This is a genomic window from Streptococcus sp. LMAG:39, from assembly GCF_008680485.1.
Classification (GTDB): Bacteria; Bacillota; Bacilli; order Lactobacillales; family Streptococcaceae; genus Streptococcus; species Streptococcus pasteurianus.
In genome coordinates this window covers 1,862,724-1,881,828 of record NZ_NALE01000001.1, presented here as the reverse complement: position 1 = coordinate 1,881,828, position 19,105 = coordinate 1,862,724, and the positions used below count along the sequence as shown (strand labels likewise).

The window sequence follows — 19,105 nt, the reverse complement described above, 5'->3', positions numbered from 1 at the left end:
TTTTCAGAGGTTCGCACTCAATTTCTATTCCTCTGAATTAAGCTCATCGACTTCCTGTGTGAATTTTTGGGCAATAGCTTCCAAAGCTAAATCTTCTTGATTCCAAACGAGTGCATCATCTGAAATTTCATCTGTATTAGCAAAAAATGTGATGTGATTTTTGAGATTACGGAGTTTAATTGGGGCATCACCACCGTATTCACCGTCCAAATTAATCATCATCTTCTTATCAGATAACGGTTCGATTTCCAAGAAATCAGTCTTAATATACTCGATACGTTTGTCACCAATGTGTTTTCCACCGTCTAATACCAAACGAATCAAACGCAAAATTTCAATCAAGTTAGCTGTTTTAATCAAAATCAAAGTAAATTTTCCGTCGTCTAGCTTAGCATCTGGCGCAATTTGTTCAAAACCACCAACTGAATTGGTAATAGCAGCGAAAATCATTGAAACTTCGCCTTCAAAAGTGCCTTTTTCGTGTTTAATACGAACAGGAACTGTACGAATTCCTGGTAGCAATTCAACACCTTTTGCCAAATAAGCCAAATAACCAAACATTGTCTTTAATTGGCTTGGCACACTATATGTTAATTCTGTGAATGAGCCTGCAGCAGCAATATTGATGAAATACGTATCTTCACGCGCTTGTCCAATATCCATTTGAATAATTTGATTTTTACCAATAATCTTAGCGGCTTCAACTGGATTACCACGTGGAATTTTAAGAGCACGCGCGAAATCATTGGTCGTTCCTGTCGGAATAATAGCCATTTGAGGTCGATTAGAAAGCGGAGCAATCCCATTGACAACTTCGTTGATTGTACCGTCACCACCAGCAGCAATCACTAAATCAAATCCAGCTTTCGCGGCACGTTTAGCCTCATCACGAGCAGAATTTGGCTCTGATGTTGTCTGAAAAGCTGATGTTTCATAACCAAAACCTTCTAAAACATCTAGCACTTCTGCCACGTTTTTCTTCATGATTTCCTGACCTGAAGTCGGATTGTAGATTAAACGTGCACGTTTTTGTTTCTTAGCCATAAAGATACCTCAACTTATTTATAAACTTTCTAACCAAGCTTCATCGCGGACATCAATTCCTAAAGCTTGGGCTTTGGTCAATTTTGAACCTGCATCTGTACCTGCGACAACAATGTCCGTTTTTTTGGACACGCTGTTGGTCACTTTTGCTCCTAAATCTTGCAGTTTTTCTTTTGCTTCGTTTCGCGTTAAACGTTCCAATTTTCCAGTCAAAACAACTGTTAAACCTGCTAATTGAGCATCTTTTGAAACTTTCTTACCAAGATAAGCAAAGTTGACACCTGCATTTTCCAATTCATGCAAGAGCTCTGTCGCTTCTTCTTTGGCAAAATAGCTACGCAATGAGTTAGCAATAACTGTTCCCAAACCGTCGATACTAGCAATGCTGTCAGCATCCGCAGCAACCAACTGATCAATCGTTTCAAAAACTTCCAACAATTGACGACTAGCCTTGGCACCGACATGACGAATTCCCAGTCCAAAAAGCAATTTATCAGCTGAATTTTCCTTAGAAACCTGAATGGCATTGTAAAGTTTCTCAGCAGATTTTTCCTTAAAGCCATCCAAGCTTAGCAAATCTTCCACCGTTAATTGGTAAATGTCTGCGACATCATGAACCAATTCTGCTTTGAAAAGTTTCTTAACGATAGAAGGTCCTAAACCTGTGATATTCATGGCATCACGGCTAGCAAAATGCGTTAAACGTTCTTGAATTTGACTTGGGCAAAGCGGATTGATACAACGTAAAGCCACTTCATCTTCATAATGAATCAGCTCACTACCACAAGACGGACAGTTTTCAGGAATCGGCATTGGTACTTGCTTACCACGTTTGCTATCAACAACATGTAGCACTGCTGGAATAATATCTCCCGCCTTATAGACGATGACCGTATCGCCAATGCGAATATCTTTTTCAGCAATGTAATCCACATTATGCAAAGTCGCACGGCTAACCGTTGTTCCTGCTAACTGAACAGGGCTAAGATTAGCGGTTGGTGTCACCACCCCAGTACGTCCAACAGTCCAATCAACCGAAAGAATTTCTGCTTCTTTTTCCTCAGCTGGAAATTTATAAGCAATTGCCCAACGGGGCGCCTTAACCGTAAAACCAAGTTCTTCTTGCATAGCAAGACTATTGACCTTAATAACAATACCGTCAATATCGTATGGTAAATTATCACGCTCAGCGGCTACTTCTTGAATAAATTTCCAGATGTCTGCCATTGAAGATGTCGTGATACGTCGCGGATTAACCGAAAAACCATAGCGAGACAATTCTTCCAAAACATCATTTTGCGTTATCATGCTAGTTGATGCCACTTCTTGATAAAGAAATGTTGCCAAATTTCGCTTAGCAACAACTACTGTATTTAACTGACGTAATGTCCCTGCAGCCGCATTTCTCGGATTCGCAAATTCTGTCTGACCACTATCACGACGTTCCTCATTGATTTTATCAAATGACGTCTTTGGCAAATAAGCTTCACCACGAACTGTAATGTTAAGTGGCTGTGCCAACTTATGAGGAATGTCCTTGATACGTTTGACATTTTCAGTGATATTTTCACCAACTGAGCCGTCACCACGAGTGGCACCGACTTGCAACACACCATCAACATAAACTAGTGAAATTGACAAACCATCAATTTTCAGCTCTGCCATGTAAGAGGCATTGGGAAATTCAGCTTTCACACGACGGTCAAAATCCTCTAATTCCTCACGTGAAAAAGCATCTTGCAAGCTATAAAGCGGCGTTTCATGCTGATATTTTTCAAAACCATCTAAAACAAGCCCACCCACTTCTTGCGTTGGACTATTTGGCAAAATCAACTCTGGATGAGCTTTTTCAAGCTCGACTAACTCGCGATAAAGCTTGTCATATTCGCTATCTGAGACCGTTGGTTGGTCCTCTGTGTAATACTCTTTTCGGTACTGGTTGAGCTCATCAACCAATTCTTGAATACGTTTTTTCATATTACTATTTTAACATATCTGGTAAAAAATGCTCTCTAAAAAAGCTAACTATTTTTTAAGAATTTTACTAAATAAAAAACTCCCTAAAAAGGAAGTTTTTAATCTATCATACGGTTAAATCAATACGTTTTCCAAGTTTGTCCATGATAATAGCACCAATCAATAGCGAAGCAAGTTCGCCTACTGCTGATGTAAACCAAGTCATCAAAAATGGTGAGCCACCAACATAATATAATTCTAGCGCAATAGTAAACATTGAAGCCGAAAACAATAATGAAAAGTAAAAGAATGCTTTGTTAAATAAGCCGTTAAATAAATATTGCTCCTTATAACGGTCAAATAAAACAACACCTAATGTTAGAAAAACAAACGTTTGGCTACCACCAACAAAGACATCAATTAAACCAAAGCTGTACAAATTGGCAATCATACAACCAAGCGTCAGCCCAACAATATACTTACGATTGTAAAATGCCATAAACGCTAACATTTCCGAAACACGGAACTGATAAGCACCATAAGAAATGGCATTTAAAGGCGGTGTGACTGTCAACACAATATAAAGTGCAGCAACAAGCGCTACTTGCGCAAAATCACGAATAGTAAAATGTTTCATAAAAATTCTTTCTCCTTTAACGTTAAAGAGCAACAACTCTTCACGTCTATAATATGCTTGACGAAAGGGAACTAAGCGTCAAGGGTTGTTTACACAACGCTTAAAAGTATAGCACAAATTGTTAAAATTTGGTATAGTAGTTCTATGAAAAAGTTATTATCTAGTGAAGTTTTTAAATACTTATTTTTCGGTGTTCTTGCCACACTCGTTTACATGGGAACACGCTTAGTCATTTTTGCCCTAACGCAATCGGCAACGACTTCCGCAGTTATCGCTAACGTCATTGCTATCATGTTTGCCTTCTTTACAAACGACTACTTCGTCTTTAATCAAGTTCGAACAGGATGGTTTAACCGTTTTGTCAAATTTTTTGTAGCGCGTCTATCAACACTTGCCCTAGACTTGATTTTAGCCTACCTTTTAGTCACAAAATTCCCTCACATTATCGGACAATTTGTCAATGATAATATTTCATTAGTCAACATGATTGAGACTGTTTTCTCACAAGTCCTTATTATCATTTTAAACTATGTGTTTAGTAAATTACTAATTTTTAAAGATAAAAAATAACACCCCCACAGGTGTTATTTTTTATCTTTATCTTGTTTGCGGTGTGTTAAGATGGAAAGAATATCACCACGTCTGCTTTCCATTTTTCCTTGGCGCAATTCTTGATAGGTTGCATTAAAAATAGCTCCCAAAATCAAAATATGCGCTAAGAAAATAAACCATAACATCAAAACAAAAATCACAACCGAACCAAACGTTTTAATGTCAACCATGCGTTCAAAGGTTCTCAAAATATAATTGCTAAACAAATTATTCAAGAACACAATGACGAAAGAAGTGAAAATTGTTCCTGGTAAAATATAACGAAAACGTCTGATTTTGACATTTGGTAGAATGAAATACAATAACATCAACCCAAATACAATCGTCAAAACAGTTACCGGCTGGGATAAATTCAGAACGACTGTTGCAACCGTATCACTCAAATCATAGTGAGTACTGATAATTTGCAAAGCAGCCTTTGAAAAAGTAGAAAAGATTAACACAAACGTCAGTAGGAAAAGAATGAGCAAGCTTGCCAAAACCCCAATCAAACGCCCAATCACAAAATCTCTGTGTTGTGAAACGCCATAAGCTTTGTTAATAGCTTTTTGTAGAGAGGTCAGCGATTTAGACATTGTCCAGAAAGCCGTTAAAGTCGCAACTCCCAAAATACTACCAGAAGGTTTTGAAAAAATATCTGTCGTAATTGCCGAAACAGAAGGGTAAAGATTGGTCGGTAAATTTTTTTCCATGAAAGACAATAACACTGAAATATCAATGTTAAGATAAGGAAAAATATTTGCCGCAATCACAATCAATGGGAATGCTGTCAGCAATAAATAATAAGCGACAGCAATCGCTGATAGATCAATCTCTGCACTTTGGTAATGTTTTAAATAAACCTGTAGCGGTTGCCACTTTAATCTAGACACTAGTTTGTCTATAAGCTGCTTACGATTCATCCTAGTAAGTTCTTTCTTCTCCTTGACTTGTTAAAATAACAGGTCCATCTTTAGTGATAACAAATTGATGTTCGTATTGGCATGACAAACCGCCGTCAAGTGTCTTATGAGCCCAACCAGTTTTCATATCCGTATCAATTTCCCAAGTTCCTGTATTAATCATTGGCTCGATAGTCAACACCATACCTTCACGCAAACGAAGACCACGACCTGCTTTACCATAGTGTGGTACCATTGGTTCTTCATGCATTGTTGGACCAACACCATGTCCTACTAAATCACGAACAACACCATATCCACGGCTTTCAGCGTATTCTTGAATAGCTGCACCAATGTCACCGATACGGTTACCAACAACAGCTTTTTCAATTCCGATATAAAGGCATTCTTTGGTAACATCCATCAGATTTTTGACTTCGTCAGACACCTCACCAACAGCATATGCCCAGCATGAGTCTGCCAATCCACCAGAGTATGATTCAGTATATTTTTTAACTTGTGCAACATTGTCAAAGTTTAATTTTGAAACGTCAACAACTGATTTATCCAGCGGTTCACTCAAAACCATATCAACCTTAAGCAAATCTCCTTCTTTTAAAATGTAATGGCGAGGAAAAGCGTGTGCTACTTCGTCATTAAGTCCGCAACATGTGGCATAAGGATAGTCCATGATAGAACCATCAACCCCAATTTGGAGTGGAAGAACATTTGCTTCTTTACAGCGACGACGCACGTACTCTTCGACTTCCCACATATCAAGACCTGGTTTAATCAATTCACGTAAACCAATGTGAATTGAAGCTAGAAAATCTCCAGCGCGGTCCATTGCTTCAATTTCACGAGCCGATTTTAATGTAATCATATCAATAATGTACTCCTATTAGTAATCTCTAAAAATGCATCAATAACACTAATTATACACTTATAGTCACCAAACTGTCAAAAATGGAATGATTTTGTCATTTAAGTTAACCACTATGTATTAGTTAATTTTCGTCGTTACCAAGGCTTTAGCAACAATTTGATCCTCTAAAAGAATTTCAAAGTCAATCACCGAACTACGACGTTTTTCAGTAATGACACGGGGATGAATCACCAAACAATCGTCAATCTGAACTGCTTGTACAAAATAAAGCATCAGTTGTTCAATGATGATATTTTTTTGATGTTTTTTGGTCAAAACACGAACGCTAATGTCCTTGATAAATTCTGTCAAGACACCTTGGGCAAAATTACCAGCATTATCAATCATCGTAGGTTCAACCACAAATTTATAAACACCATCTTCGTATTGCAAATTTGATAAAATCTGGTCGCTATATGTATAAAGGTTAGAATGTTGTAAATTTGGTAGATTTTCAACCGCCTGGCGGCGTGTAATAACTCCTAGCAAGGTCAAATCATCTGCTACAACAGGAAGCATATTCAAATCTTCAAAAATCATTTTCTGACTGATGTTAGCAAGACTGGCTTGCGGTTTTGCCACAATCAGATTACGCGACATGATACTCTTGATATCAATATGATTTTCCTTGCCAACAACATCTAGCATACTAACAACGCCAACAACCACATTTTTACTATTTACAACAGGGAAACGCACATTTGCCGTTTGTTTAATCATCGCATTAAATTCACGAATCGTAGCACCTTCCTGCAAAAAGCCATAGTCTTCCTTGGTCTGATAGACTTGCTCAACAGTCGTCAAATCTGTTTTAATCCGAATATTGGAGAGAGCATGGTTGATCATCGTCGCCACGGTAAAGGTATCATAGTGCGTAACCATGACAGGTATTCCGAGCTCGTCGGCGACACGAATCACCTCACTAGAAACAGGAAATCCACCCGTTACCAGAATAGCATTGTGTTTTTCAAGCGCCAACAGTTGAATTTTTTCACGGTCTCCGACAATCAAAAGCCCACCTTTAACAAGGTAACGTAAAATATTTTCTTGAGTCATCGCACCAATTGAAAACTTGCTAAATTCACGACTAAGCCCAGCCTTACCTGCCAGAACCTCAGAGTCACTAATGCGAGCAATTTCCGAATAGGTCAAACGCTCAATACGAACAGCTGGCTTCTTCTCAATACGAACCGTACCACTACGCGGTCGGGTTTCAACAATGCCACGGTTTTCGGCTTCCTTAATCGCACGATAAGCTGTACCGTCGCTCACTTTTAAGTGATTTGAAATGCTTCGCACACTCACGCGCTTTCCAACTGGAAGATTCTCCAAATACTCTAAAATTTTCTGATGTTTACTCATAACGATAATCACCTTTACTAATTTGATAATCAACGTAATCTCGCATTTTACGTGTATAACGGTCACTTCCTTTGAAGCGTTGTTTCAATTTGAAACCTGATTTTTGCGCAACACGTTGACTAGCCAAATTTTCTCCATGGACAATAACATGTAATTCTTTAAAGCCAAATTCCTGAAAGCTTAAAAAACATAAGTTTTTCAAGCTTTCTGTCATCAAGCCTTGTCCCCAAAACTGTTGATTCAAAAAATAACCAATTTCTGCAGATGACCGATTCAAATCTATCTTCTCAAATCGAATACAGCCAATCATTTTATGAGATTTTTTATCTTCAATAGCCCAAACCCCAAGTGGCTCTTTCATGAAATAATGGACCATTAGATAATCACTTTCATGGTGACTAGCTTGACTTGGAAAAATAAAACGAAGATTATCAGGATTGCTACAAATCTCAAAAAAGTCCTGACTATCCTTATAGGTAAAAGGGCGTAAATACATGCGTTCTGTCTCAAAAAACGCATAACATCCTAAACGTGTCCAAATATCCATATCCCTATTATATCACAATAGGTTCTCATTTTGTCTCTGACTATCTGACCACCTATTACCAAAAAAGAAGCCCTTGGGCTTCCTCTTAATCTTCAATTAATTTAATATCAGCGCCTAGGGCTGTTAATTTTTCAATGATATTTGAATAACCGCGCAAAATAAATTCAACGTTGGTAATTTCCGTTTGACCTTCTGCCATTAGACCTGCAGTAACAAGCGCTGCACCCGCACGCAAATCAGAGGCCTTAACAGGAGCTCCTGTTAATTTATTTGGTCCTTGGTAAGCAATGCGACCACCAACAATAGAAATATCAGCACCCATTCGTACCAATTCAGCAACGTGATTAGTACGTTTTTCATAAATGGTATCTAGAATAGTACCACGTCCCTCAGCTGTCAACAACAACGGTGTGATTGGTTGTTGCAAATCAGTCGCAAAACCTGGATATGGCGACGTTTTCACTGATACAGCTTTCAATACTGATTGTTTTTCAACAAAGATAGAATCCTCTTCAATCGTCATACGAACACCCATTTCTTCGAGCTTTGCAATATAACTCTCTAAATGTTCATAAAGGACATTGGTAATACGAACCCCTTCACCCATTGTTGCTGCCATGGCAATATAAGTACCAGCTTCAATACGGTCAGGAATGACCTGGTGACGTGTGCCATGAAGGTAATCAACACCTTCAATTGTAATCACATCTGTACCAGCACCACGAATGTGAGCTCCCATATTATTTAACAAAGTAGCCACGTCAATGATTTCTGGCTCACGCGCAGCATTTTCAATAATCGTACGACCATTTGCTTTAGTTGCTGCAAGCATCGTATTAATCGTTGCTCCAACACTAACTGTATCCATATAGATATGTGCACCATGAATAGACTCACCATTTGTCGCCAAACGCATTGCTTCGCCTTCATACGAAATCATAGCTCCCATAGCTTCAAAAGCCTTAAGGTGCAAATCAATAGGACGAGGTCCAAGGTCACAACCACCTGGGAGACCTACTGTAGCTTCACCAAAACGACTTAACAAACTACCATAGAAATAATAAGAAGCACGTAAGCTATTAATCTTACCATAGGGCATTGGTTGGTTTTTAATGCCACGTGGATCAATTTCAAGGGTATCTTCTTCTCTTTTCACCTTGGCGCCCATAATTTCCATGATTTCAATTAAACTATCAACATCGGAAATGGCAGGAACGCCATCTAATATGACAATATCATCTGCCAGAATAGCCGCAGGAATCAAAGCAACTACACTATTCTTTGCACCTGAAATAGTAACCTCACCTTTTAAAGGCTTGCCACCATTAATTACAATTTTACGCATACATTCAAAACTTTCTGCTAGAATTCAACCTTTTCATTTTAACACATATTATTCAAATTGACAAACTGAATGAGCAGATGGTATGTGGTAAATTTTTTTAGATTCGAATATTTAAGTAAAATCACAAAATTTAGCAATATCATCACACCTATATGTGTCAAGTTAAGTTTTTTAATCCCATGCAAAAAAGTTAAAACCTCCTATAACAATTAAAGTTCTATCTGCTCTTTTTCTATCTGCTCTTTTTTAGAGATAAAAATAAAAGGCAACTTTTCCTTACCATAAGGAATAGCAAAATAACCTAAATAATATGGCTAATAGTGCATTTCAAAACATCATCTAAATGACTTATAAGCTTCGTATTTCCTGTAATCAGAGAAGCTAGGGTAGAATAAAGAAACTCTATAATGGATCATTGCCACTTCAATTAAGTAATTATCTTCAGAACATGTTGCTCTAATGTACCACCAAGTATAGCATGTTTCAAAATCACATCTGACATTACTTTTAAATCTTGGTTTACTTCTGAGTATCTTTTTCTCAATTCACCTGTAAAACGTAAGATTTGAAAATTAAACTATTTAATCTCTGTAATTGTTTCGATCATTGTAATCATTCCTCCCTTTTATTGTCGGTGGTTATTCTGATATTATTTCTTCTCAGTTAACCGAACAAAAAACGCGTAATCCACACGAAATTGCAGAACACATTAACAATATATTTATCAATGTTTCACGGAATCTAGAGTTATAACAATAAAAAAAGCTAGTTACAAACCAGCTTTTTTATTTCACTGCTTCTTTCAAAGCTTCTACTTTATCAAGTTTTTCCCATGGAAGATCAATATCAGTACGTCCCATGTGTCCATATGCAGCTGTTTGACGGTAAATTGGACGTCTCAAATCAAGCATTTGAATAATTCCTGCAGGACGAAGGTCAAAGACTTCACGAACAGCAGCTTCCAACTTGCTTTCAGTAATAGTATTAGTACCAAATGTATCCACACGAACCGAGACAGGTTGCGCTACACCAATAGCATATGCCAATTGCACTTCTGCTTTAGTGGCAAAACCAGCAGCAACAATATTTTTAGCAATATAACGCGCAGCATATGAGGCTGAACGGTCCACTTTTGTCGCATCTTTACCAGAGAAAGCACCGCCACCATGACGCGCATAGCCACCATAAGTATCAACAATAATCTTACGACCAGTCAAACCAGAGTCACCTTGAGGTCCTCCGATAACAAAGCGTCCAGTTGGATTAATGAAGAATTTCGTCTTATCATCAAGGTATTTTTCTGGAATAACCGCTTTGATAACTTTTTCAATTACATCTTGACGAATTTGGTCATTTGTCGCTTCTGGGTCATGCTGTGTAGAGATAACAACAGTGTCCACACGAACCGGCTTGTCATTTTCATCATATTCAACAGTTACTTGTGATTTAGCATCTGGACGAAGGTATGAAATCTCACCAGATTTACGTAAATCAGCCAATTTTTTCACCAATTTATGAGAAAGTGAAATTGGTAATGGCATTAATTCAGGTGTTTCATCAATAGCAAAACCAAACATTAACCCTTGATCACCTGCACCAATCAAGTCAAGCGGGTCTTGGTCTACATTTCCGCGAACCTCAAGCGCTTCGTTAACTCCTTGTGCAATATCAGGTGATTGTTCAACCAATGACGGATGAACCCCAACCGATTCAGCAGCAAAACCATATTCAGCATTAGTATAACCAATTTCGGCAATAGTATCGCGAACAATACGATTAATATCAACATAAGCCGTCGTTGAAATTTCACCAAAAACATGAACTGAGCCAGTATATACGGCTGTTTCTGCCGCAACGTGCGCATCAGGATCTTGTTCCAACACAGCATCTAAAATAGCATCTGAAATTTGGTCTGCAATCTTATCTGGATGCCCCTCAGAAACTGATTCAGACGTGAAAAGTTTACGTTCTGACATAAAAATGTCCCCCCATATCATTAATTTTTCATTCTAACACCTCTAAGTATTAGAATGTCGGAAAAAATTTTTTCCTTGAAATATCTGTACAAAAAATATCATCATTTCAGCGAGAGTTATGACGGTCAAAAACTAAAACGATTATTTTTAGTTTTTGACCTAATAAGTCACTTAGGAAACCGCCATAGCGGCTTTCCGTGAAATGACTAGCTACTTTCAGTAGCAGACATTTCTAGTGAGTTACAAAGTACCAATCTACATCTTCTAAAAAGAGATGACGCGGTTAATGGCGGGTTAGTCAAGGCAGCGAAATCGCAGATAATACTGAAGTATATCAAGATGAGCTAACGAAGAATAACACGTTATTAAACCGCCAGATTGTCTTATCGGGACTCATTAACTCACTTATTGTACCACGTTTTACCGCAAATGCCTATAAAAAGTTTATTATTAGGTGATAACTTTTACCTATCTTTACAAAGGTGATATTAGTTTTACCGTGATGACATCTTTGTCACTTCATGTACAATACCTTTATAAATTTAACAATATTGAAGCTTTGTTAGGAATATTTGGAAAAAATATATTATACTAAAGATATGAAAACCTACAAAAAACTTTATGATTATCTCAAGACACAAGACGATTATGTTAGCGGGGAAAAATTGGCGCAAGAATTTGAGCTATCTCGCACAGCTATTTGGAAAGCTATTAAAACCTTGGAAGACAAGGGGGTTCAAATTCATTCGATTAAAAAACGCGGTTATAAAATTATCTCAGGCGATTTACTACTCCCTGAACAAATTGCGACAAATCTTAATATTGCGGTCACTTTGAATGAAAAAAGTGAGTCAACTCAGTTAGATGCTAAAAATAATATCGATACTGATAAACAGTCGCACCTTTACCTAGCTCCAAATCAAGAAATGGCTAAGGGACGCTTTGGCAGACGTTTTTTTGCCTCAAAACAAGGTGGCATCTATATGTCTCTTCACCTAAAACCAAACGTTCCTTTCGAACAAGTTAAACCCTATACGCTCATGGTTGCATCTAGTATTGTCAAAGCCATTTCTCGTCTGACAGGTATTGAAACCGAAATAAAATGGGTCAACGATATCTACCTAAATGGCAAAAAAATCGCGGGCATTTTAACCGAGGCGATTTCATCTGTTGAAACTGGCTTGATCACTGATGTGATTATTGGTGTCGGACTTAATTTTCATATCACAGATTTCCCAGACGATATTGCACAAAAAGCTGGAACCCTTTTTAGCGAGCAACCAACTATCACACGCAATCAATTAATCACTGAAATTTGGAAGCTTTTCTTCACAATTCCTCAAAAAGATTTGGTAAAAGTTTATAAAGAAAAATCACTTGTTTTAAACAAACAAGTGACCTTTATCGAAAATGATATTCTCTTTTCAGGTGTAGCTGAAGAAATCACAGACCATGGACATCTTCTTGTTAAACTTGACAATGGTCAAGAAAAATTATTACGTAGTGGTGAAATCAGTCTTTCTTCTTGGTAGTTGAACTCAACGTGTGAATGAATTTGTCAACCTTATAGGTACGCTGGAGATCACGAAAAAGCAAAATTCCCCAAAAGAAAGCAAATAAATAATCACCTTCAAATAAACATTCATTAAAAAAGTATGTTTCAAAAGCGCACATCAGCGCCACAAATATAAAACGGCTTTTAGTCATATTTCTATTATAACATATCTTCATTATTTTGACAGATTTCACAGAATCTGTTGTGTAAAAAGGAGTGGGACAAAATGCTCAGCTTCTTTGTTTATTATAGTTATTATTTACAAGGCGCAGTAGTTGAGTGGGGATAATAAGCTGATAAATCAGCTTATTATCCCCTTTTTGATGTCAAGCTGCACTTGACTCCATTTCCCACCTCGAAAGCTTCCCCAAATCTTCCGAGCCATGTATAGGTTGGTTATAAAGGTTTGGGGAAGCCTTTATAATCGGGAAATAAAACTCACAAAATGGTCTGGGACAGACCGCTTTAGGTCAGAAACAAGAAATTAAGACTTATTGAGAAATCAAATGTCTTCGAAACTACTAATTCACTTTTTTATTTATCTCACTCCCTTCTTAATCCTCAATCTTATTAATTTTATCTGCTAGGAAACCAAAGCCTTCTGGAATGAAATTTTCTTCTTGCACTTCTCCCTGTGCTGGCTCTTTGCGTTGTTTTTTCAAATTTTGAGCAAATTCTGTTCGGATACTGTTGAAGTCTTTACGTGGAACAGCCAAAATATTTGGTGAAAAACCTGCTGCCTTGCTCATGATGTTGCCAAACATATCGTTAAGGTCAGTTCGTTTCATAGCTTGTTCCGCATTAAAAGCTGCATCAAAAGCTAAAATAGCATTTTCACTATTGGCAAGAACTGGCTCCGAACCTAGCAAAAGCGCGCGGTCTTGGGCAGAAATACTGTCCAAAATCTCATTCCACGCTCCTTTAAGAGCTTCTAGATATTCCCTTGATTTCTGACTATCAACAATCGTTTCTTCCATGATGGTCAAAATCTTCACGCGGTCCACTTTAAACTTAAAGCCAGTAACTGATTTTTTGCGGCTTACCGTTTTTTGAGAAATAGCTGAGCTATCAATCTTAGAAAATTCTTCTTTCAAGTCTTTGATTTCATTCTTGAGCTTTGCTAATTCATCTGACAATCCGTCTGGAACTTGTGCTGTCGAAATTTCTTTTCCTGCTTCTGATAATTGAATCGTTAACATTTCAGCATAAATTTTTGGCTGAACACCATTTTTGATTTCAGGCAAAGCTTTCGTCACCAAATCAATCATTGTAAAAATACGATTTTGTTCAGCAGTTGCTAAATTCTCTTGGAATTTTTGACTTGTGTGTGTATTTTCACCACCAGTTTGAACAACCAATAAATCACGTAAGTAATTTAACAAATCCGTCGCAAATCGACTCATGCTCTTTCCGCTATCAAAAATAGTTTCCAAATTTGCCAAAGCTTGACTAGTTTGATTTGCCAAAACATTTGCCACAAAATCATCTAAGGCTATCATTGAAATGCTACCTGTGATTTCTTCTGCGATAGCAAGCGACACATGATTATCAGGTGTTAAACTAAGCGCTTGGTCAAGAATCGAAAGCGCATCACGCATTCCACCCTCAGCACAATGCGCAATCAAGGTCAAGGCATCTTCTTCATAGCTAATTTCTTCTTTGTCAAGAATATTAGCCAAATGTTCACGAATAGCTGCTAATTTAATCGCTTTAAATTCAAATCGTTGCACACGTGATAAAATCGTTGCTGGAATTTTATGCAATTCTGTTGTTGCTAAAATGAAAACAACATTTTCTGTTGGTTCTTCCAACGTTTTCAAAAGAGCATTAAAGGCACCTGTCGATAACATATGCACTTCATCAATGATGTAAACTTTATAAGTTGCACGACTTGGTGCGTAGGTTGATTTATCACGAATTTCACGAATTTCATCAACACCATTATTTGATGCAGCATCGATTTCAATGACATCTTCAAGGCTGCCATTTGTAATATCACGACAAATATCGCAATGATTACATGGCTCGCCATTGACTTGATTAGGGCAGTTCATCGCCTTAGCAAAAATTTTAGCAGCACTTGTTTTCCCTGTTCCACGAGGACCAGAAAACAGATAAGCATGGCTAATTTTTCCTGAAGAGACTGCTTGTTTTAAAGTTGATGAAATGACCGTTTGCCCAACCATTTCATCAAAAGTTTGGCTACGATATTTTCGATAAAGTGCTTGATACATTATTTTTCAACTCCAAACATATCCAAATTCCAATATGATTTTTCCAAAAGTACGGCAACAAATTTTTCAAGATACTCTTGGTCAATCGCATCATAATCATCCGTTAAATGTGAGTCCAAATCCAAAACCCCCACTAATTGGTTATTTTTAACCATAGGGACAACGATTTCACTCATGGCTGCTGAATCACAAGAAATATAATTAGCATGTTTTGTCACATCTGCCACAATTATCGTTTCTTGATTAGCTGCTGCTTCGCCACAAACACCTTTTCCAAGTGCAATGTGAACGCACGATACCCCGCCTTGAAAAGGACCCAAAAGTAATTCCTGACCATCAAATAAATAAAAGCCTGTAAAAACAGAATTTGGTAAAGTCATCTTTAACAGAGCGCTAGCATTTGAAAGATTTGATAGCAGATTTTTTTCGTTAGCAAATAGCGCTTTCGCCTGTGCTAACATGATTTGATAATTCTTTATTTTCTTTGTGTTTTCCATAAGGTTTATTATATCAAAAAATAAGCCTGCCGTCATATTTTGCTTAGAGTAAACAAACACCACAAAAAAGTCTGAAATAATCATATTTCAGACTTTTTCTATATTTTATTGAATGACTACAACTGTTATTTTGCCTACTACTTTTTTTAAATTATTGCCAATAACTTGGACGATTTTTTTCGTAGGCAGCTATCAAATTTTCATATTGAAGCGTGATGCCAATATCATCAAGTCCAAGGACAAGTTTACGCTTCCATTCGCCATCAATTTCAAATGGAAATTCTCCCGCAGCTGACTTGATGACTTGGTTTGGTAAATCAATCATAATTTCTTCACCAGCTGGTAGCGCCGCTAATTTCTGACGGACTTCCAAAGGTTGAACAATTGGAAGCATCCCATTTTTCAATTCATTATTGTAGTGAATATCAGAAAATGAGCCTGCAATCACACAACGAAAGCCATAATCTTCCAAAGCCCAAGCAGCGTGTTCACGTGATGACCCTGAACCAAAGTTATCCCCTGAAATCAGAATCGTTGCATCACGATATTCAGGTTTGTTAAAGATAAAATCTGGATTTTCATCGTAATTATCATTGAGATAGCGCCATTCAAACAGCAAATTTTTACCAAAACCTTTTTTATCAACAGCCTTCAAGAACTGTTTTGGAATAAGCTGGTCAGTATCAATATTATCATTCATCAAAGGGACAGATTTCCCTGTGTAAACAGTAAATTTTTCCATTATCTCTCTCCTTTACTGAACTTCTGACAGTTGGCGAACATCGATGAATTTACCAGCAATTGCTGCCGCTGCCGCCATAGCTGGGCTACAAAGATGTGTACGCGCTCCAAAACCTTGACGCCCTTCAAAGTTACGATTACTTGTTGAGGCACAATGAACACCTTCTGGCACATGATCTGGGTTCATTCCAAGACACATTGAACAACCAGGCTCACGCCATTCAAAACCAGCATCCATGAAAATTTTATCAAGCCCTAGTCGCTCTGCTTCTTTCCTAACAGGACGAGAACCAGGAACAACAATAGCTGTCAGATTCGGTGAAATATGTTTGCCCTTAACAATCTTAGCTGCTAATTCAAGGTCTGATAGACGTGCATTGGTACAAGAACCAATGAAAACGTAACCCAAATCAATATCTTCAGCTTTATCACCAGGCTTAATGTCCATATAATGATAAGCACGTTCATCATTCATGTCTTTGATTTCTGGGAATGGTTTGCCAAATTCAACACCCATTTCAGGGTTTGTCCCCCAAGTCACCATTGGTGCCAATCCTGAAACATCAATGGTAATAACTTTATCATATTCGGCATCAGGGTCAGAAACCAATGTTTTCCAATCTTCGACCGCTTGCTCGAATTTATCACCTTTAGGCGCCGCTTCACGACTTTTAACGTAATCAAAGGTCTTTTGGTCTGGATTCATCAAGCCCATTTTTGCCCCAAATTCAATCGACATGTTTGCAATGGTCATGCGTTCGTCCATTGAGAGAGCATCAATGGCTTCACCACAATACTCAACCGCATAGCCTACACCAGCATCAACACCATATTGAGCAATCAAAGCAAGGATAAAGTCTTTTGAATAAACACCTTTTTGTGGTTTGCCGACAAATTCAACTTTCATTTTCTTCGGTTTTACTTGCCAAATGCACTGTGTTGCAAAAACGTGCTCCACTTCGGATGTTCCGATACCAAAGGCAATTGCTCCAAAAGCACCGTGAGTTGCCGTATGGCTGTCCCCGCAGACAACAAATTTACCAGGTTGACTACGTCCTGTTTCTGGACCTACCATATGAACAATCCCTTGGCGTTCTGTTCCATGCGTTGCCGCATCAATGCCAAAGTCTTTAACATTTCGAGCAAGGGTATCAATTTGATTTTTTGACACCAAGTCACGAATATTGAAAATATCTACCGTTGGAACATTGTGGTCAGTCGTTCCAAACGTTAAATCTGGACGACGTACTTTACGACCCGCATCTCTAAGTCCTTGGAATGCCTGCGGACTTGTTACTTCATGAATATAGTGCTGGTCAACATACATAAGTTGTGGTTCGCCTTCTTCACCAGTAACCACATGGCGTTCCCAAAGCTTATCAAAAATCGATTTTCCGCTCATTTCATCCTCCAAATTCTTCTCACTATTTCATTTTCTAGTTAGCTACTATTTCCAAATGACGATATACCAGTATAAAACCGCAATATCAATCACCATTCCCAAAGACCAACAAGCTTTAAAGTACCATTTCAAAGTTTTATGATGAAAGATTTTTCCACCAAGAAAAGCACCGATTCCACCAAATAAGATACTCTCTAAAAGCAATGTTTTCTCTGGAATTCGCCAACGTCCATGCTCTGCTTTCTTTTTATCAATACCATAAGTCAGAAAGGTCAAAACATTCCAAAAAACGAAAATGAGAAGCGCTAATTCTTTTAAAGTCATAGATTTGCAATAATAGCTGCGGTCATTTCAGCTGTTGAAGCTTTACCGCCTAAATCACGTGTTAAAATGCCTTGATTGAATGTCTTATCAACCGCATTTTCAATAAGTTCTGCACCAGCTACTTCACCAAAACTTTCACGCAACATCATAGCAACAGATAAAATCATGCTGACAGGATTGGCAATGCCTTGTCCAGCAATATCTGGAGCTGAACCGTGAATCGGCTCATAAAGGCTTGGTCCATTTTCTGAATGGCTAGCTGATGGCATAACACCAAGTGTGCCTGGAAGCACGCTTGATTCATCAGACAAAATATCACCAAAAAGATTTTCCGTAACCACAACGTCAAAGCGTGATGGATTTGTAATCATAATCATGGCTGCGCTATCCACCAATTGATGTTCCAACGTGACATCTGGAAATTCTAAGGCTACTTCTTCAGCAACTTTACGCCATAATTTTGAAGTCGCCAAGACATTTTGTTTATCAATGCTTGTCACTTTTTTGCCGCGAAGTCGTGCCAATTCAAATGCCTTGCGAATAATACGGCGGATTTCCTGCGCTGAATAGTCATTGATATCACGTGCTGATTCATCTTGTAATTGATGTTCACCAAAATAGATACCACCTGTTAACTCACGGACAACAACAAAGTCTACTCCTTCAATACGTTCAAGTTTCAAAGGCGACAAATGTTTCAACGCATCAAAGATACGAACAGGTCTGATATTTGCAAACAAATTTAATTCCTTACGAATGGCAAGCAAGCCTTGTTCTGGACGAACAGGAGCGTTATCATACTTTGGACCACCAATGGCAGCTAATAAAATCGCATCAGCTGATTTTGCCGCATCCAAAGTTTCTTTTGGTAGTGGATGACCATTGGCATCAATTCCTGCGCCACCAAAAGGTTTTGCATCAATGTCATAATCAAAATTAATTTTTGAAGCCACAGCTTCAAGGACTTCTAAGCCTGCTGCCATAATTTCTGGACCAATACCATCACCAGCAAGTGTAACAATTTTTTTCGTCATAATGAGATACCGCAAGCAACATCGTTGCTTCTC

The 19,105-nt window shown here is 38.0% G+C and carries 18 protein-coding genes and 1 riboswitch; of the genes, 2 read left to right on the top strand and 16 right to left on the bottom strand.

The annotated features are described in order from the left end of the window. Positions 1 to 24: 24 nt before the first annotated feature. From CCC20_RS09675 to CCC20_RS09665, 3 genes are all read right to left on the bottom strand, one after another. Positions 25 to 1,044: a diacylglycerol kinase family lipid kinase gene (locus tag CCC20_RS09675; RefSeq protein WP_013851657.1), complete on the bottom strand. Its 1,020-nt coding sequence runs from the start codon at positions 1,042 to 1,044 to the stop codon at positions 25 to 27. An 18-nt stretch (positions 1,045 to 1,062) separates the two neighbouring features. After that, positions 1,063 to 3,021: an NAD-dependent DNA ligase LigA gene (ligA, locus tag CCC20_RS09670; protein ID WP_013851656.1), complete on the bottom strand. Its 1,959-nt coding sequence runs from the start codon at positions 3,019 to 3,021 to the stop codon at positions 1,063 to 1,065. Positions 3,022 to 3,127: 106 nt separating this feature from the next. Then, positions 3,128 to 3,637 carry a QueT transporter family protein gene (locus tag CCC20_RS09665; RefSeq protein ID WP_003064061.1) on the bottom strand — a complete coding sequence of 170 codons (510 nt, stop codon included), beginning with the start codon at positions 3,635 to 3,637 and terminating at the stop codon, positions 3,128 to 3,130. A 3-nt stretch (positions 3,638 to 3,640) separates the two neighbouring features. Further along, a riboswitch (PreQ1 riboswitch) is annotated at positions 3,641 to 3,753 on the bottom strand. 28 nt (positions 3,754 to 3,781) lie between these two features. On the opposite strand from CCC20_RS09665, the gene CCC20_RS09660 reads away from it, so the two are divergent. Beyond that, positions 3,782 to 4,207, top strand: a complete 426-nt coding sequence (locus tag CCC20_RS09660) for a GtrA family protein (protein ID WP_013851655.1) — start codon at positions 3,782 to 3,784, stop codon at positions 4,205 to 4,207. Between the two features lie 14 nt (positions 4,208 to 4,221). Here CCC20_RS09660 and CCC20_RS09655 read toward each other — a convergent pair whose 3' ends face one another. The 6 genes from CCC20_RS09655 to metK form a co-directional block, all read right to left on the bottom strand. Further along, positions 4,222 to 5,151, bottom strand: coding sequence for a YihY/virulence factor BrkB family protein (locus CCC20_RS09655; protein ID WP_003064054.1), 930 nt, complete (start codon positions 5,149 to 5,151; stop codon positions 4,222 to 4,224). A 1-nt stretch (position 5,152) separates the two neighbouring features. Continuing rightward, on the bottom strand, positions 5,153 to 6,013 hold the full coding sequence (locus CCC20_RS09650) for a methionyl aminopeptidase (protein WP_003064052.1): 861 nt from the start codon (positions 6,011 to 6,013) through the stop codon (positions 5,153 to 5,155). A gap of 120 nt (positions 6,014 to 6,133) precedes the next feature. Beyond that, entirely contained in the window at positions 6,134 to 7,417 is a 1,284-nt protein-coding gene (gene spxR, locus CCC20_RS09645; protein WP_058692809.1) for a CBS-HotDog domain-containing transcription factor SpxR, read from the bottom strand. Then, positions 7,410 to 7,964 (bottom strand): GNAT family N-acetyltransferase, encoded by a 555-nt coding sequence (locus CCC20_RS09640; protein WP_003064046.1) that lies wholly within the window; start codon positions 7,962 to 7,964, stop codon positions 7,410 to 7,412. Before CCC20_RS09640 ends, spxR begins: the two co-directional genes overlap by 8 nt. An 85-nt stretch (positions 7,965 to 8,049) precedes the next feature. Then, entirely contained in the window at positions 8,050 to 9,309 is a 1,260-nt protein-coding gene (gene murA, locus CCC20_RS09635) for a UDP-N-acetylglucosamine 1-carboxyvinyltransferase (RefSeq protein WP_003064043.1), read from the bottom strand. Positions 9,310 to 10,094: 785 nt separating this feature from the next. Continuing rightward, positions 10,095 to 11,285, bottom strand: coding sequence for a methionine adenosyltransferase (metK, locus tag CCC20_RS09630; RefSeq protein WP_058692808.1), 1,191 nt, complete (start codon positions 11,283 to 11,285; stop codon positions 10,095 to 10,097). 599 nt (positions 11,286 to 11,884) lie between these two features. On the opposite strand from metK, the gene birA reads away from it, so the two are divergent. Further along, on the top strand, positions 11,885 to 12,817 hold the full coding sequence (gene birA / locus CCC20_RS09625; RefSeq protein WP_058692807.1) for a bifunctional biotin--[acetyl-CoA-carboxylase] ligase/biotin operon repressor BirA: 933 nt from the start codon (positions 11,885 to 11,887) through the stop codon (positions 12,815 to 12,817). Here birA and CCC20_RS09620 read toward each other — a convergent pair. The 7 genes from CCC20_RS09620 to leuB form a co-directional block, all read right to left on the bottom strand. Further along, positions 12,798 to 12,992: a DUF3272 family protein gene (locus tag CCC20_RS09620; protein ID WP_043881188.1), complete on the bottom strand. Its 195-nt coding sequence runs from the start codon at positions 12,990 to 12,992 to the stop codon at positions 12,798 to 12,800. The genes birA and CCC20_RS09620 overlap by 20 nt on opposite strands. A gap of 402 nt (positions 12,993 to 13,394) precedes the next feature. After that, the gene (gene dnaX / locus CCC20_RS09615) at positions 13,395 to 15,074 is read right to left on the bottom strand and encodes a DNA polymerase III subunit gamma/tau (protein ID WP_058692806.1); all 1,680 of its coding nucleotides are present in this window, start codon (positions 15,072 to 15,074) and stop codon (positions 13,395 to 13,397) included. Then, positions 15,074 to 15,571, bottom strand: a complete 498-nt coding sequence (gene msrC, locus CCC20_RS09610; protein WP_041973936.1) for a free L-methionine (R)-S-oxide reductase MsrC — start codon at positions 15,569 to 15,571, stop codon at positions 15,074 to 15,076. The genes dnaX and msrC overlap by 1 nt, the downstream gene beginning before the upstream one ends. A 151-nt stretch (positions 15,572 to 15,722) precedes the next feature. Beyond that, on the bottom strand, positions 15,723 to 16,313 hold the full coding sequence (leuD, locus tag CCC20_RS09605; protein ID WP_003064027.1) for a 3-isopropylmalate dehydratase small subunit: 591 nt from the start codon (positions 16,311 to 16,313) through the stop codon (positions 15,723 to 15,725). Between the two features lie 12 nt (positions 16,314 to 16,325). Next, complete coding sequence (gene leuC / locus CCC20_RS09600; RefSeq protein ID WP_041973929.1) at positions 16,326 to 17,714, bottom strand: 3-isopropylmalate dehydratase large subunit; 1,389 nt, start codon at positions 17,712 to 17,714, stop codon at positions 16,326 to 16,328. 45 nt (positions 17,715 to 17,759) lie between these two features. Beyond that, positions 17,760 to 18,038, bottom strand: coding sequence for a DUF1294 domain-containing protein (locus tag CCC20_RS09595; protein WP_003064024.1), 279 nt, complete (start codon positions 18,036 to 18,038; stop codon positions 17,760 to 17,762). Continuing rightward, the gene (gene leuB, locus CCC20_RS09590; protein ID WP_058692805.1) at positions 18,035 to 19,072 is read right to left on the bottom strand and encodes a 3-isopropylmalate dehydrogenase; all 1,038 of its coding nucleotides are present in this window, start codon (positions 19,070 to 19,072) and stop codon (positions 18,035 to 18,037) included. The genes CCC20_RS09595 and leuB overlap by 4 nt, the downstream gene beginning before the upstream one ends. Positions 19,073 to 19,105: the final 33 nt, after the last annotated feature.

Excerpts from the sequence above, each read along its gene's own strand:
- CCC20_RS09675 (WP_013851657.1), bottom strand. The coding sequence starts at position 1,044 with ATGGCTAAGAAACAAAAACGTGCACGTTTAATCTACAATCCGACTTCA.
- ligA (WP_013851656.1), bottom strand. The coding sequence starts at position 3,021 with ATGAAAAAACGTATTCAAGAATTGGTTGATGAGCTCAACCAGTACCGA.
- CCC20_RS09665 (WP_003064061.1), bottom strand. The coding sequence starts at position 3,637 with ATGAAACATTTTACTATTCGTGATTTTGCGCAAGTAGCGCTTGTTGCT.
- CCC20_RS09660 (WP_013851655.1), top strand. The coding sequence starts at position 3,782 with ATGAAAAAGTTATTATCTAGTGAAGTTTTTAAATACTTATTTTTCGGT.
- CCC20_RS09655 (WP_003064054.1), bottom strand. The coding sequence starts at position 5,151 with ATGAATCGTAAGCAGCTTATAGACAAACTAGTGTCTAGATTAAAGTGG.
- CCC20_RS09650 (WP_003064052.1), bottom strand. The coding sequence starts at position 6,013 with ATGATTACATTAAAATCGGCTCGTGAAATTGAAGCAATGGACCGCGCT.
- spxR (WP_058692809.1), bottom strand. The coding sequence starts at position 7,417 with ATGAGTAAACATCAGAAAATTTTAGAGTATTTGGAGAATCTTCCAGTT.
- CCC20_RS09640 (WP_003064046.1), bottom strand. The coding sequence starts at position 7,964 with ATGGATATTTGGACACGTTTAGGATGTTATGCGTTTTTTGAGACAGAA.
- murA (WP_003064043.1), bottom strand. The coding sequence starts at position 9,309 with ATGCGTAAAATTGTAATTAATGGTGGCAAGCCTTTAAAAGGTGAGGTT.
- metK (WP_058692808.1), bottom strand. The coding sequence starts at position 11,285 with ATGTCAGAACGTAAACTTTTCACGTCTGAATCAGTTTCTGAGGGGCAT.
- birA (WP_058692807.1), top strand. The coding sequence starts at position 11,885 with ATGAAAACCTACAAAAAACTTTATGATTATCTCAAGACACAAGACGAT.
- CCC20_RS09620 (WP_043881188.1), bottom strand. The coding sequence starts at position 12,992 with ATGACTAAAAGCCGTTTTATATTTGTGGCGCTGATGTGCGCTTTTGAA.
- dnaX (WP_058692806.1), bottom strand. The coding sequence starts at position 15,074 with ATGTATCAAGCACTTTATCGAAAATATCGTAGCCAAACTTTTGATGAA.
- msrC (WP_041973936.1), bottom strand. The coding sequence starts at position 15,571 with ATGGAAAACACAAAGAAAATAAAGAATTATCAAATCATGTTAGCACAG.
- leuD (WP_003064027.1), bottom strand. The coding sequence starts at position 16,313 with ATGGAAAAATTTACTGTTTACACAGGGAAATCTGTCCCTTTGATGAAT.
- leuC (WP_041973929.1), bottom strand. The coding sequence starts at position 17,714 with ATGAGCGGAAAATCGATTTTTGATAAGCTTTGGGAACGCCATGTGGTT.
- CCC20_RS09595 (WP_003064024.1), bottom strand. The coding sequence starts at position 18,038 with ATGACTTTAAAAGAATTAGCGCTTCTCATTTTCGTTTTTTGGAATGTT.
- leuB (WP_058692805.1), bottom strand. The coding sequence starts at position 19,072 with ATGACGAAAAAAATTGTTACACTTGCTGGTGATGGTATTGGTCCAGAA.